This is a genomic window from Methylobacterium amylolyticum (genome assembly GCF_030700245.1).
Lineage (GTDB): Bacteria > Pseudomonadota > Alphaproteobacteria > Rhizobiales > Beijerinckiaceae > Methylobacterium.
This window is the reverse complement of sequence record NZ_JAUYZI010000017.1, coordinates 70,161-84,844: the sequence shown is the minus strand read 5'-3', so window position 1 is coordinate 84,844 and position 14,684 is coordinate 70,161. Positions and strand designations below refer to the sequence as shown.

The window sequence follows — 14,684 nt, the reverse complement described above, 5'->3', positions numbered from 1 at the left end:
CGTTGGCGTACCCACGGTACACGACAGATTGGAGTTTACGTCGGCCGATCCCACCAACCCCCTCATCCTGAGGTGCCCCTTGCCTCTGCAAGGGGCCTCGAAGGAGCCCTCCAGCCAGCCGCGCGATCCCTGGAGGTCTCCTTCGAGGCCCGCTCTCGCGGGCACCTCAGGATGAGGTAGAGGGTCGGAAACGCCCCTCGGCTCGCCGCGTCGTTTACCGTGGGGCGTGCCAACGCGAACCTGCTTAGCTGTTTGGTTGCGGGACGTCGTCGGGATACGGCGCGTCGGGCGATCACGGCTCACTCGCGGCGGACCGCGGGTCCGTCGGCGGGAATCTCCGTCCCGCATCACGGCGGCGATGGCGGGTCCGGTCCCGGCGCCGGCCGGACGCAGGGGGCCGGTGATCGGACCGGCTCACGCCGGCGCCGCTCGGCATGAGGTCGCGGACAGCCCGGGGCGCCGCGCGACGACGGCCAGCGAACCCGCGCTACGGCGCGGCGCCGGGACCACCAGCCGTGTCAGGACGCATGTCCCCGCGCCTCGACCGGGTTGGCCGCCGTCGCCCCGAAGAGCTGGCACAGGGTCCGGGCGAGGGTGCGCCGATCGTGCAGGCGCATGACCCTGGCGCGGCCGACCGCGCCCTTGGCCTCGAGCTGGGCGGGGGTCGCGAGCAGCACCTCCTCGATGGCGCGTGCCAGATCGGCGGCATCGCCGGGCTGGATCAGCCAACCGCACGTGTCGTCCAGGAGTTCGGGAATGCCGGCCACGCGCGTCGAGATGACCGGCCGTGCCAGCGCGAACGCCTCCATGATCACGATCGGGAGGCCCTCGGCAAAGCTCGGAAGCAGGAGGGCGCGGCTGGAGGCGATGAGATCTCTGACTTGCGCGTTGGAGGCCCATCCGTGGAAGACGACCCGGTCCGCGACGCCGTGGAGCCGGCACGCCGCGGCGATCTCTTCCCGGTTCTCCCCGTCCCCGACCAGGACGACCTTGAGGTCCGGGAAGCGGTCGCGCAGGCCCGCCACCGCTGCCGGTATCAGCACCTGTCCCTTGGCCGAGCAGAGGCGCCCGACGCAGACCAGCGTCGCGGTGTCGGGGGAACGCGCCCGCACGGCGGCGAAATCCTCGAGGGCAAGCCCGCACCGCGCGACCTTGATCTTCCGGTCGTCCTCCGGGCGGCCGAGGCTCGAGAGACGAGCGCGACAATATTGCGAGATGGCGACCGCGAATTGGGCGTGGGCGATCTTCTCGTCGAAGCCGAGACGCTCGGGCCGCACGAACTCGTCCGGTCCATGAACGGTGAAGCTGTATCTCGGGCCGCCCATCAGCCGGGCGAGCATCGCGACCGTCGCCGCGTTGGTCGCGAAGTGAACGTGGACGTGATCGATCTGCTCGGCAGCCGCGCGCTGCCGGAAATAGATGGCCTCCAGAAGGTAGGCGACCGGGCGGACGAACCCGTCGCGCGCCTTGCGGCTCAGGGTGAACCACGGCTTGAGCGCCCGCAGGAGCCCGCGCGGGTTGACGGCGATCTCGCGCACGGGGGCGAGCAGGAGGCCGCGGAGGTTTCCGCTGAGGATGTAGTGCGTCAGCCGCCGCTCCGAGGTATCGCGCGGGTCCACGAGCGTCTGCGGCCAAGCCCGCACCGCGAAGCGCCTGATCCCGTGGCCCCGAGCCTCGATCGCCTCGATCTCGCGCCGGATGAACGTCGTGCTCGGCAGCGGATATGTGTTCATCAGGTATGCGATCTTCATCGAAATCAGATCCGTGGGGCGGACGGGGTAGGGGGCAGAGCGCGGCACGGTGTCCCGCCGGCACCCTGGCCGAGCGCGGCCATCGGCTCGACGGTTCGACACGGCCGCCGCTCGATCGAGGCGTGGCGCGTAGCGGCCGAGGCCGCGGGGCCCGGGAGCGGGACCCGGATCCGCCATCCCGAAGGGATCCGGCCGGGCACGTTGGGCATCAGCGGGGGGGCACGGGACTCAACCGGCGATCGGACGCGGATCGCCGCGCGGCGATGTTCGCGGCGGCCTCGCGCAGCGCGAGGCGGGCGAGGGGGCCGACACCCAGGAGATAGCGGCGCCACAGGCGCCGGGGCTCGCTGCTCAGGCGATGAAGCCACTCGATCCCGAGCTCGCGCATCCAGACGGGCGCCCTGCGCTTGCGCCCCGTCAGGAACTCCAGCGACGCCCCCACGCACAGGGCGACCCCGCTGGCGCCCGGTTCGAGCGAGGCATGGTAGGCGATCCGCTCGGATCGCGGCGCGCCGATCGCGATGAAGGTGAAGCGGGCCCGGCTTCGCGCGACGAAGGCCGCGCAGGCAGCGAGAGCGGCGGGATCGCGATCGATGTTCGGCTCGGCGACCAGGATCTCGAAGGCGACGTCCGGGAACGCGGCCCGCATGGCCTCGGCGATCTCGGCATCTGCGACGACGAGCGCGACGCGGTCTCCGGCGCGGATGACCGTGCGGAACAGGAGCTCGGTGAGCGTTGAACCGGGCAGGTGCAGCAAGCCCTCGCATCTCAGGAGGCGCGCCAGGACGGCGATGGGCTTGCTGTCGCAGACCGAGACCCAGGCGGCCTCGTAATAGGGCTTGAGAGCCGGTTCCTCGCCGAGACGCACCACATGATCGACATTCGGCGTCACGAGGTAGTGCAGCGGCTTGGTCGTCGACCGCTGCGCGAGCATCTCGATGAGCTGTGGCCGCGTGATCGCATCGAACGGCGCGTTTAAGAATAATTTCCGAACATGCGTGGCATCCGTCAGCGTGGTCAGCATCACTTCGACCCTCGATCAAGGCGTGGGCGAAGCCTGCACGGACAGTATTTGAGGAACAGACATCAGATTTGTGAGGGGAATTACAGCAAGTTGCATATGACGATGCGGGCGATCTTGTACAAAGAGAGACCCGGCCGGTCGGATCTTTCGGCCGGAGGGGCTACCCGATAGGTGGATGTCGCCCCGAAGCAGCGGCGTCTCGGGGGATCCCCTCCAACGATTTCGGTAGGGTCCCTCACACTTTCGGCAGAGGCGCGGGCGGCGCGCGGCGGCGGATGATCGGACCGGCGGAAGGGCGTGCCTTCCGAGCACGGTCCGCATCCGACTCTGCCGGTGATCCAATGCCGCTGCTCCTCGACCTGGTCATCGTGCTGTGCGTCTCGCTGACGGTGTTGCTGGCGATGCCCGTCGCCGTCCTATGCATCGAGATCGCGGCGGCCTGGACACGACGGCCCTCGCCGTCGCGGTCGAAGGGCGCGCCGATCGACCGCCCACCGCTCGCCGTCGTCGTCCCCGCCCATGACGAGGAGCAGACCCTGGGCGCGACGCTGCGGAGCGTGCACGCCCAGATGCGGCCCGCCGACAGGCTCGTCGTCGTCGCCCACAATTGCTCGGACCGCACCGCGGAGATCGCCGCCCGGGCCGGCTGCGAGGTGGTCGTCTGCGTCGATCCGGGCAGGCGCGGCAAGGGCTACGCGATGGACGCCGGGATCCGGCACCTCCGGACGGCGCCGCCCAAGGTGGTCGTGTTCGTCGATGCGGATTGCCGCCTCGGCGACGGCACGCTCGACGCTCTGGCCGCCCTGGCGTGCGCGCGGCACAGGCCTGCCCAAGCCCTTTTCCTGAGCTTCGCCCCCCGAGGTGCCGCGCCTGCCCTCAAGATCTCCGAGTTCGCTTACAGGCTCAAGAACGAGATCCGGCCGCGCGGGCTCGCAGCCCTCGGCCTGCCCTGCCAGTTGACCGGGAGCGGCATGGCCTTTCCCTGGTCCGTCATCGTGGTGGCCGATCTCGCGAGCGGGGAGATCGTCGAGGACCTCAAGCTCGGCCTCGACTGCGCCCTCATCGGCGTTCCGCCGGTCCTGTGCGACGAAGCCCTGATCACGACCGATTTCCCGCTGTCGCGGCAGGTCGCCACAACGCAACGGGAGCGCTGGCAAAGGGGGCATCTGCGCCAGATCCGGTGGGCGTTGCGCCCGCTCGCGTTCGCCGTGAGCCGCCGCGACCTCCCCCTCCTGGCGCAAACGCTCGATCTGATGGTGCCCCCTGTGATCCTGCTCGCGCTCGGCAATGCCGCGGCGGTATCGGTCGGCGCGGTCGCGGCCCTCGCGGGCGCCTCGCTCGTCCCGCTGGCGGTGTCCGCGACATCCTGCGCATGCCTGGCACTGGCCGTCGGGGCCGCCGCGCGGCTGGCCGGCCGCGGGAGGGAGACCGGTATGAGCCTTCTCGCCTTCACCGCCTACGCCGCCGGAAGCGTCGCGCTGTATCCCCGCCTGATGTCCCGGGCACGCACCACCTGGATCAGGACCGAGCGCAGTGGGACGCCGTGACCTTCTGGCCAGGCGCATCGGCCCCGGGATCGCCTGTCTCCTCGCGATGACGGCGCAAGCGGAGGTGCGGGAGGCGCGGTCGGATGCGGGCGGTTCGCCGGCCGTCAGGACCGTCTACATCTCCGGCCACAGCCTGATCGACCGGCCGGTCGCGGACGACCTCGCGCGGATCGCCGGGAGCCTCGGTGATCCTCTCGATTGGGTGCGTCGCCACGGGTCGGGGGCCACGTTGCGCCAGCGCGCCTGTGTGCACGGGGATCTTCCCGTCACGGACGCGTCTGCCGGGCGCGCGGGGGGCTCCGGTCGAGCCTATGACCTTCTCGTGGCGACCGAACGTCACGACCTGCTCGGCGCGTACCTGTGGAACGACACGATCGCGCAACTGGCCGCGCTGCACGATTGCTACACCGCCTCGAACCCGCACGGCGCGTCGTACTTCTACGTCCCCTGGATGTCCGTCGACGACCGGCGCGACCCGAGACGCTGGATCGCCTACGAGGCGGCGGCCGCACCGCACTGGCGCTGCATCGTCGCGGCCGCCAACCGGATGTCGCGCGCCTCCCGGGCCGGAAACCGCATCAGGATCGTCCCGGCGGCGAGCGCGCTCGCCTCGCTGGTGGCGCAGGCGGGGGACCTCGGCCTGCGCCTGGACGGCGCGCGATCGGACCCGGCGGCAGCCATCGCGCTCCTCTTCGAGGACGATGTCCATCCGACGCGGCTCGCCAGCTACGTCCTGGCGCTCGTCACGCACGCCGTGATCGCCGGCCGCAGCCCGATCGGGGCCTGGGCACCGGAGGAGATCGCCCCCGACCTCGCTGCAAGGCTCCAGGCGCTGGCGGATCGAGTGGCGGCCGAGACGGCGCGGGAGCCGGAGCCCGACCTCGATGCCTGCACGGCGACGCTGCGCAGCGCGGCCACGGAGGTCCTGTGGCCGTACATGGAACGGGCCGCCTTCCGTCGGGACCGCGGCCTGGTCGGCGGCCGCATCGAATACCTGCGCCAGGTCGTGAATTGGCGCTGGATGCTCTGGCGGGATCCGGCTTGGTCGCCATACCCGGCCGCGGGCCCCGTGCCCGACGCGCGGGCCGCGGTATCCCCGGGAACGGCGCTCGGTCGGCCGTGAGGCCGCTCGGCCCATGCGCTGGGTGCGCGGCGCGAAGCGGTCGGACGACGCGGCCCTGCGACCCCGCACCGGGCGCCGGCACCGTCTCACGCCGCTTCCGACGCGCGGGTTCTCGTCCCCGTCGATCCCGGGAACCGCGATCACATGCGACGAAGCCGGAGTCTCGGAACAGATGACCACGACCGGGTACGATGAGTCGCCCACACTTCGACCCGAGGAGACGATCCCCGATCGGTGGATCATCCTGGTCGCCCCCAACGTGTCCGGGCAGATGGGCGGCGAAGCGATAAAATCGCTTCAGATATTTCAGGATCTAAAGAACCTCAATCCGAATGTCATACAGATCACGCACGGCAGGAACGTCGCGGAAGCTGAAAGACTTAAGCTGAATAGCGTGTATTTTGTCCATGATGATTTCATCATGATATGTCTTTGGCGCAGTGTCGTCGGCCGATGGCTCTTGGATTACTGGTTTATGCGGCAGGCGATCCGACTTGCTCATCGGCTCGTCCCGGAGGATCACATCGGAGATGTCATCATTCACCAGACCGGACCTAACTCCCCGGTTCTTCCACGCTCGCTTTCAAATAAGTACATCAACGTTATCGGACCGATCAATGGCAATATATACTATCCAGAATATTTTCGGAAATTCGAGAGTCTGAGAACAAGGACGCGAAGGGTCTTCCATCTTCACATCCAGAGACTCAATCGGTTCCTGCCCAGAGGCTTGAAGGCCGCGCAGCAGATCCTCGTCGCCGGCGGCGACCGGACGTCTTCGTCTCTCCGCGCTGCGGGATGCCGGCGGACGATCCTGAAGGCGACCCTGGACTGTGGGGTGAAGGACCAGATCCTCGCGAGACCGAGGATAACGCATCGAACCCCGAACCTGCGCTTCGTCCATTTCGGCAGGCTCGTGTTCCAGAAGGGCACCGCCCTCGCGATCAGGAGCCTGACCAAGACGCACATGCCGGTCCATCTCGACGTCATCGGCCGGGGACCCGAGCTGTCCGAGTGCCAAAGACTGGTCAGGGCTCACGGGCTCCAAGACAGGGTCAATTTCCTGGATTGGCACGATCACGACGAGCTGCTGGACATTCTGGCGAATTACCGCGGGATGATTCTGCCGAGCATCGAGGATTCCAACGGCATCGTCGTCCAGGAGGCGATGGCGCTGGGATTGCCGCCGATCTGCCTGGACTGGGGCGGTCCGGCGCTCCTCATCGAGCACGGCAGGACCGGCTTCCTGATCCCGCCCCACGATGAGGAGCAGATCATCTCCCAACTGGCCGAGTCGCTCGATACACTTGCCGGAAACTGTGGTCTTGCGGAGGACATATCGATCCGCGCGCGCCAGACGGCCGAGAACTGGCGCTGGTCGAGTCTGTCCCGGGCGTGGCTGGACGGGTACCCGAGCGCGAAGGCAGCCGTCTGAAGACCGCTCCGGCGGGTCGCCCGGACGCGGGCGCGCGGCATCGTTCGAACGATCCGCGCCGGGCGCGTCACTTGTACTCGATGAGCACCTGCGACCGCCCGAGCATCGCCCGCAGGTAGAACCGCGCCATCCCGACCGCTTCGGGCAGCTTCCCTGCGAGTGCGAAATAGGCGTACAGCCAGGAGGCCTTCGATCTGATGTCCCGGCGCGCAGCGATGCGCGCGATCTGCACGGGATAGACGACCAGCGCGAGCATCATCCAGGGATCGATCGCGACGCCTGCCAGCAGCGATGCGGGCAGGATACCGCACCAGATCACGGCCCGTGGAACCGTCCCGCCCCAGATCCTGTACGCGGAACCGCGATGGAGGAGCGACACTTGCGCGAACGCGTGACCGCTGCGCACGGTGCGGAGCCACCATTGGCGCAGCGATCTCATATCCGCGTCGTGCAGGGTCATCTCGCGGGGAATCCGCCACAGACGCCAGCCCTGCGCGCGCAGCCGAACGCACAGTTCCGGCTCCTCGCCCGCAATCAGGCCCGGATTGAATCCGCCGACCTGCGCGAAGGCGTCCGCCCGCACCAGGAAGTCGCCGCCGCACTCGGTGATCTCGCCAACGGGCGCATTCCACTCCAGATCGCATAGCCGGTTGAAGGGCGTGCGTTCGGGAAAACGCTCGCGCCTGCGGCCGCAGACGAGGGCAGCGGACGGATGGCTTTCGAGGAACGCGGTCGCCGCGAGCAGCCATCCGGTGTTCAGCTCGCAATCGCCGTCGAGGAACTGCACCCATTCGACGGCGGGATCGATCCGTCGCAGCGCGTCGAAACCGGCGTTGCGAGCCCGCGCGGCGGTGAACGGTGCGGTCATGTCGAGCTGGACGACACGCATCCCGGCCCGGGCGGCGTGGGCGACGCTCCCGTCGGTCGATCCGGAATCGACGTAGACGACCCTGAGCGTCGACGGGTCCAGGGCGGCGAGGCACGCGCGCAGGCGTTCCCCCTCGTTCCGGCCGATGACGACCGCACCCGCAACCCGCGGCCTCGGTTCGTGGGCGTCGCGCTCGCTCATCGGCCTCTCACAGGTGATGGAGTCCGTCGAAGGCGGTCCCGAGCCCGATCAGCGCCCTGACCCACGAGATCGCGAGGAGCGTCATCAGCAGGCACGCGGTGGCCAGGAGATCCTGCGCGCCGAAGCTGATGCGCGCCCGCGCCTGCGCCGATACGAGCACCGTGTAGCGGACCACGTCCGCACAGATGAGGACGGCGATCGCCCCCATCAGGCCGCTGGCCCGGAAAGCGAGGGGCAGACCGATCAGGAGGTAGACCAGCTTGATGCTCGTCGCGACGGTCGCGTACTGGGGCTTTCCGCGACCGATGAGAACATACTCGTTGATCGTGCAGAGGATGGTCGCCCATGTCCCGACCAAGAGCAGAGGCAGCATGAAGGCAGCCTGCTCGTAACGCGCGTCGTAGATCGTCCGCACGGCGAGGTCCGCGCAAGCGGTGGCGCATCCCAGCGCGACCGCCGCGGCCACGAGGAAGAGGAGGCGGGGCGTGCCGATCTCGCGTCGCAACTGCGCGTGCGGGATCTGTCCCGCGGCCGCGACGATGGGAAAGATCAGCGAGTAGGCGAGACGTCCCACCAGGACCGCGGGCAGGTCGGCGATCGACCGCGCGATCCCGTAGACCCCGAGCACGGCGAGGGGTGCGATGCTGCCGATGTAGAGGCGATCGAAGTTGACGCTCATGAATCCGATCAGCGAGTAGAGAAAGATCCATTTCCCGAACGACAGGATCTGAGCTGCGTAGGCGCGATCGAAGCAGAGGCGATTGCCGCTGCCCGCCAGGAGGAAGCTGCCCACGACGCGCGCGAGCGTCGCGACCAGATGTCCACACAGGATCGCCCAGATCGTCGGGCTCCATGCGACGAGCAGGAGGACCGATAGGGTCCCTATCAGATCGATCGTAAGGTCGAAGAGCATCAGGGACGCGATGCGCACGTCCTTCTGGAGCAAGGGGATGGACGTCGACACCGCCCCCTGGACAGCCAGCGCGATCGCTCCGAGCTGAATCGCGGCGGCCGGGACCTTGTAGGTCTCAGCCAGATAGCCCGACAGCGCGAAGCACACCGCGCACAGTCCGAGCCCCCTGACGAGCTGGATGGTCCACGCGGTGTTGTAAAATCTCGGTTCATGACCGGATTTGTTGGATACGATATTCTGACTTATGCCGACATCCGACAGCAGATCCGCCCCTATCTTGATCGTCGTGATGACCAGGGACATACCGAAGACGTCCGGCGCGACGAGCTTCGTGAGGATCACGTTGGAACCGAATCGCATGACCACGGACGCGGCATAGGTGCCGATGGTCCAGGCGCTGCCGCTCAGTATGAGCCCGCGACGAAACCCGAGCGCCGTCATGGCCGTGCCGGCCCGGCGACGGACCGCGGCCGACGCCGGAGCGCGGCGGCGATCGTTCGGCAGTGGCGATCGGTGTGCGTCGACCCGGCGGTTCCGAACGGCTCTCGGTGCAAGCTCCAGGCTCCTCTCGACGAACGCTCGGTTCAGCTAGAGGTCGGCACGCCGAGGATGTGACATCGTCCTTGGCGGTACTCGGGCCGCCTCCCGCATGATCGAACGGGGGCCCTACCCCTTTTGACGGAGTGGCCCGCGCCCGATGGGACGAGGATGCGCGGACCGCCGCGCCGTAGTCATGTCCGAGCGGTTCGGGGCTCGGGGGCCAAGCCTTGCTACGTATGCTTCTCCTCGCCATCGCCCTCGGTGCCGTCGTACCGTTCACCCTCTGGCTTCGCGGCGGCAATGCGGTCGACAAGCGGATCTGGACGCTGATCGGCCTCCTGCCGTTCCTGCAGCCGGCCTTCCCGCAGCTCGATCTCGCGTTCATCAGTTGGGGGACCGGCTGGCCCGGTCTGGTCACGGGCCTCGAAGTGACCGCCCTCGACGTAGTGTGCGTGGGAATCTATCTCGGCCTGGCCTATCCGAGGGTACGCTCGGGCTACGGCCCGATCCTCGCCCTGTACCTCGTCGCGGTCGGCCTCTCGACGCTCCAGGCGGCGGAACCCACCGCAGCCACGTTCTACCTCTTCCAGATCTGCCGCGTCGGCCTCCTGCTGGTGATCGTCGCGCGCGCCGCCAGCGACGCGACCGTGTCAGCACGCCTGATCGATGGAATCGCGCTCGGCGTATTGCTGGAATGTGCCGTCACGATCTGGCAACGCTTCGGCCTCGGCGTCGTGCAGACGGCCGGGACCTTCCCGCACCAGAACACGCTCGGGATGGTGCTGCACTTCGCGATCTTTCCGCAGGTGGCGCTGCTGCTCGCGGGGCACCGGAACTGGACGACGATCGTGGTTCCGCTGGCCGGCGTCGCCGTCGTCGTCCTCACAGCCTCGCGCGCCGCCCTGCTCTTCACCTGTCTCGGCTTGGTGTTGATCTACACCCTGTCGATCCTGAGGCACCTGACGGTGCGCAAGAGCGTGCTCGGCATCTGCGGCTGCCTCCTCGTCCTGGCGATGGCTCCCGCGGCGATCGACTCCTTCGCGAAGCGGTTCGAGCAGGCGCCGATCAACGAGGAGGAATACGACGAACGGGCGGCGTTCTCACGCGCGGCGCGGTACATCCTCGCGGACAATCCGCTCGGAATCGGCGCAAATCATTATGTGCACGTCGCCAAGAACTATGGATACTCGGAAAAGGCCGGTGTCGTGAACGACACGGGAAACCGCAACAACCTGGTCCACAACGCCTACCTGCTGACCGCTTCGGAAACCGGCTGGCTGGGTTTGATCGCGCTGGTGCTGGTGCTCGCGCATCCGCTCGTCGTCGCGGTCCGCGCGGGCTGGTCGGTCTGGCCCGGCATGCCCGCGGACATGCTCTGCGGTCTGTCCGTCGGGTTGCTGATGGTCTGCCTGCACAGTTCCCTGGAATACATCCTGCTGTCCCGGGAGTGCGAATACCTGTTCGCGATCAGCGCCGGTCTCATCTACGGCATGGCGAGCCAGGTTCGGAGCCGCAGCGGGGTCGCTCCGGCCGCGACCGCCGAGCCGGCAGGAGCTGGGCTCGTCGACACGGCCCCCGCAGCGGCGCGTTGATGCGGCGGTGCGTCGACCGGTTCCGATGAATCAGGCCGGGGGCGAGGATCGAGGTGGCCCGGCGGCGTCGGGCGCTCCGCCCGCTTGATCCGACGCCGCGAGCGGGGTGGCCCCGGAGGAGCGTTCGATCCTCGATCGGCGCGGCGGCCGGACGGATCCGTGTTCGGCCCGGAGGCCGCCTTCACGTCCGCTCGCGTTGGTCCCGGACGCCCCGCCTCGCACTCGAAGCGCACGTCCGGTTCGGAAGACGAGATGGAGGACTTCCCGATCTCGAGGCGCGCCGGCGCGGCGGAGGAGGGCGCGATGAGGCGGGCCGGACCGATCGCTTCGGATCCCGATCGGTCCAGGCGGCCGCGCACCCGCGGTCCGTCAGGGGCACCACGCCACCCGTTCGCGGTGTTCAGCCACCGTCGACGGCCCCACAATCGGCCTGTCGCGAGACGCGCCGTGGCTGGCCGGCCGGCCCGAGAGGCCTCGCGCCCGACGGCGGGACGGCGGAGCGCTCCGCGGCCCTTCGGGTCCGGCAGTCTCCATCCCCCTCGCCCCGCGAGGCGATGTACATCCAGAGCGCTGCGGTCGTGGATATGGTCTGATGTACCGTGTATTCCTGCTGGATGACCACGAGGGGATGTTCGATCAGGAACTCGAAATACGGAAACGCCGCCCGATCCGGTTCGATGCGTCGGCGGTCATGCGGGGGGATGCCCACCTCGGGGAGATAGGCCCAGGACGGTCCGAAGAGCCAGTCCGGCGAGAACGCGGCCTGCGGCGCGAAGCCGTAGATCGTGATGCCTGCCGGAACGGAAACGCCCATGGCCCGATGGTCCTCGTGGAGCGGGTGCCGGATCTGGCGCAGGCCGAGGCCGGTGGTGAGGCTCATGCCGACCTGATTGGCGCCGAGCAGGGACAGGGCGGTCCTCTCCATCAGGCGCAGCAGGTCCGGATCCCGGCCGATCGTATGGGCGTGCATGACGATGCGGATCATGCCGTCGCTCGGCACGGTCCCCTGCCCCCACCCTGCCGGCGCGTAGGGGTGCTTGATGCTGGGATAGGTCGCGGTGCGTTGGGCGGCCACGACCGAGCCGGCCGCCTGCACGATCGCCGCCGCGATCTGCGCGCTCAGGTCCGGATCGGCTCCGGGGGCTTTGAGATAATCCCAGGCCGCCTCGATCCGCCGCTCGTCGATCCCGGGACCGGTGCGCCAAGCCTCCTCGACGACGGTTCCGAAGCTCCGGCCCCGTCCCGATCGGAAGAAGGCCGCCGCCGCCGCGATCCGGGCGTCCCGGGTCGTCTGCTGGATGGCCGCCCTGCGGTCCGCCCAGGAGACCGGGGCGAACAGGCCCGTGCGCTGGCCGACCGCGACGGCGTCGGCGTACGCGGCGTCCGGGTCGGCGAAGCCCGCTTCGGCGAAGCGCCAGGCCCGTTCCGCGCTCTCCGTGAACAGCCCGGCCAGTTCGGCCTGGCCGACATAGGAGAGCACGCCGGCGAGCTTCATCGCGGCGCCGGCGTACAGGTAGGAGGCGATGGGGTCGGGCGCGTAGGCGAAGACCGTCTGATGTTCGAGGAAACTCGGCTCGCCGGCCAGCGGGTGGCCCGCGCTCTCGATGCCGCCGCTGACGCCGCCATCGCTCGATTGCAGGCGGCGGAAGAAATCCAGCAGCCAGATCGGCTCATGCAGCAGGTTCGGGATGTCGTCCGCCCGTGAATAGGCGGCTTCCGTCAAGACTTCGCTCGATTTCGGCAGACCGTAATCGAACGTTCTGAGGCGTGCGGGGGCGCTCCGATAAAGTTCGAGGAGAAGTGTGGCGATCTGGACGTGGTTGATGCGCCTGTCCCAGTCGCCGGCATCCATGTAGCCGCCCCAGAAGCTCGGCGGCGCGTTGCCGTCGCGCAGCCACGGCGCCTCGGCCCCGACCGGGAACGGAACGAATCCTCCGGTCCCCTCGCTCGACCACGAGAGAGGCAGGCGGGTCATGCGGATCGGTCGCTGCTCCGTCGGCCTGAACGCCGCCGGTCGCCGGTAGCCGAAGCGGCCGTCGAGAGCGATGCCGCTGCGATGGTTGTACAGCCCGCCGATCGCGGTCCGCGCGGCCGTCAGCCAGACGTCGGGATCGATGGCGAACGGATCCGATACGCCGAGGCCCGGGACATGGAGCCGATACGTCCCGGACCGGCGCGGCGTCCACGCGGAGTAGTCGAGCTCGAGCACGAAGGTTCCGGACCGGTTCGCGACGCGCGCGGCCGCCGCGGTACCGCCGGCCCCGTCCTGGGCCGGGAGAGGCGCGTTCGCGTGCGCGGCCGTGAAGCTGTCCGTCCTGACGTCCGTCGCCGTCGCGAAGACGGTGCCCGCGTTCGATGCACCGGGCAGGTTGCGCAGGACGACGCGCTGGCCCTCGGAGAAGCCGTGGCCCGGCGACATCACCCGCGCGCTTGCCGCACGGAACATCCTGATCGGCCGCGGCGTCGCGGCCGCGTCGGCGAGATCGGTCGTCGGCGCCGGCAGGCCGTTGCCGAGTTCCGGCTCGTCCGGCGCCTTCCGCAGCCGGATGTCGCCGGTGAAGACGGTCTCGCCGCGCTCGTCCAGTACGGAGAAGCGCTTCAGGCCGTAGCTCCGGAAATCGACGGCTCCCCCGTCCGGTCCCCCGGGCAGCCAGAGCGCCAGGTAGGCGATCTTGGCGGTGTCCGTGGGGGTGTGGCCGAGCTGCGTACCCCGCAGGGCGGTCGCGCGCGTCGACATCTCGTCGTAGGCGATGGCCGTCGGCGGCAGCACGCCGTTCGGCCATCGGATCGTGTGGTTCCCGCGCGGCACGGGGCCATCGAGGCGCAGGTAGACCTGGTGCCGGAAGCTCGCCTCGGTTCGGCCTTTACCGTCGTCGCCGCGGCGGAGGCCGGAATCGTAGGGCGTCGACTTGCGGTAGACCGCGATGACGCGCCGCGTGCCGATGGTTCCATATCCGGCGACCGTGTCGACAGCCTTCCGATCGAGAGACGCGGCGGGCGGGATGTCGTCGAGGCGCAGGTGATCCCGCCCGGGACCGATGACCTCCGCCCAGCCCTCCGCATGCCGGATCCAGGTCCCCGGTTCCTCGGGGCGGGGCGCATCGAGGGCCAGGATACCGCCCGGGACGAAGGGCGGGTCGCGAATCTCGACGGCCAGCGTATCGGGGGTGGCGATCGTCACCTCCGCCACATGCACGCTGCGCTCCCCGCTCTCTGCGGCCGGCGCGGCGAGCGCGGCGGGGCCGGTCGCCCACGCGAGCGCGCAGACGATCAGGAGCCCGCGGGCGCCCCATCGAGACAGCGGAGCGGGATCCCCGGATGAGCGGGCCGCAGTTACGAGCATCAAGGTCACGCCGCCCAGCCCTCCCAGACCACCGGTCAGCTCAGCGGCTTGATGACGTTGAACGTGACGATGATCTTTAAGATCATGAAATCTTCGAGATCCCAGCTCACTTTCGCGAGGCATCCCGGATACCTGCGGATGAGCTCCAACACCTGAAAATCTGATTATTTCGAATACCTATCGGTCGCTAATTTATTGTCGAATTTCTTCCATAAGTGCCTGTACTGGGCAAGACTCCACCGGTTCAAGCCCCATAGATCCTCGCTGGACACCTGCGAACGTATCACGTCGTCGGGCCAGAGGTGCTGGCAGAAAGGAGTTGTACGACCACGGACCATCGAACGCGT

9 protein-coding genes are annotated in these 14,684 nt (G+C 68.7%); 4 read left to right on the top strand and 5 right to left on the bottom strand.

The window, feature by feature from the left end; all coding sequences use genetic code 11:
• Positions 1-518: 518 nt before the first annotated feature.
• The gene (locus tag Q8W71_RS14035) at positions 519-1,751 is read right to left on the bottom strand and encodes a glycosyltransferase family 4 protein (RefSeq protein ID WP_305526000.1); all 1,233 of its coding nucleotides are present in this window, start codon (positions 1,749-1,751) and stop codon (positions 519-521) included.
• Positions 1,752-1,959: 208 nt separating this feature from the next.
• Positions 1,960-2,775 carry a WecB/TagA/CpsF family glycosyltransferase gene (locus Q8W71_RS14030; protein WP_305525999.1) on the bottom strand — a complete coding sequence of 272 codons (816 nt, stop codon included), beginning with the start codon at positions 2,773-2,775 and terminating at the stop codon, positions 1,960-1,962.
• 341 nt (positions 2,776-3,116) lie between these two features.
• Between Q8W71_RS14030 and Q8W71_RS14025 the strand changes: the two genes are divergently transcribed.
• The 3 genes from Q8W71_RS14025 to Q8W71_RS14015 all read left to right on the top strand — a co-directional run bounded on the left by Q8W71_RS14025 (position 3,117) and on the right by Q8W71_RS14015 (position 6,880).
• Positions 3,117-4,322 carry a glycosyltransferase family 2 protein gene (locus tag Q8W71_RS14025; RefSeq protein ID WP_305525998.1) on the top strand — a complete coding sequence of 402 codons (1,206 nt, stop codon included), beginning with the start codon at positions 3,117-3,119 and terminating at the stop codon, positions 4,320-4,322.
• Positions 4,323-4,644: 322 nt separating this feature from the next.
• A complete protein-coding gene (locus Q8W71_RS14020) occupies positions 4,645-5,445 on the top strand; it encodes a hypothetical protein (RefSeq protein ID WP_305525997.1) in 801 nt (266 codons plus the stop codon).
• 172 nt (positions 5,446-5,617) lie between these two features.
• Positions 5,618-6,880 carry a glycosyltransferase family 4 protein gene (locus Q8W71_RS14015; RefSeq protein ID WP_305525996.1) on the top strand — a complete coding sequence of 421 codons (1,263 nt, stop codon included), beginning with the start codon at positions 5,618-5,620 and terminating at the stop codon, positions 6,878-6,880.
• 67 nt (positions 6,881-6,947) lie between these two features.
• Here the strand turns inward: Q8W71_RS14015 and Q8W71_RS14010 are convergent, their stop codons facing one another.
• Both Q8W71_RS14010 and Q8W71_RS14005 read right to left on the bottom strand, forming a co-directional pair.
• Positions 6,948-7,949: a glycosyltransferase family 2 protein gene (locus Q8W71_RS14010; protein ID WP_305525995.1), complete on the bottom strand. Its 1,002-nt coding sequence runs from the start codon at positions 7,947-7,949 to the stop codon at positions 6,948-6,950.
• A 7-nt stretch (positions 7,950-7,956) separates the two neighbouring features.
• On the bottom strand, positions 7,957-9,303 hold the full coding sequence (locus Q8W71_RS14005; protein ID WP_305525994.1) for an oligosaccharide flippase family protein: 1,347 nt from the start codon (positions 9,301-9,303) through the stop codon (positions 7,957-7,959).
• 335 nt (positions 9,304-9,638) lie between these two features.
• Between Q8W71_RS14005 and Q8W71_RS14000 the strand changes: the two genes are divergently transcribed.
• Positions 9,639-10,994, top strand: a complete 1,356-nt coding sequence (locus Q8W71_RS14000) for an O-antigen ligase family protein (RefSeq protein WP_305525993.1) — start codon at positions 9,639-9,641, stop codon at positions 10,992-10,994.
• Between the two features lie 400 nt (positions 10,995-11,394).
• Here the strand turns inward: Q8W71_RS14000 and Q8W71_RS13995 are convergent, their stop codons facing one another.
• Positions 11,395-14,190, bottom strand: coding sequence for a glycoside hydrolase family 9 protein (locus Q8W71_RS13995; protein ID WP_305525992.1), 2,796 nt, complete (start codon positions 14,188-14,190; stop codon positions 11,395-11,397).
• Positions 14,191-14,684 lie beyond the last annotated feature (494 nt).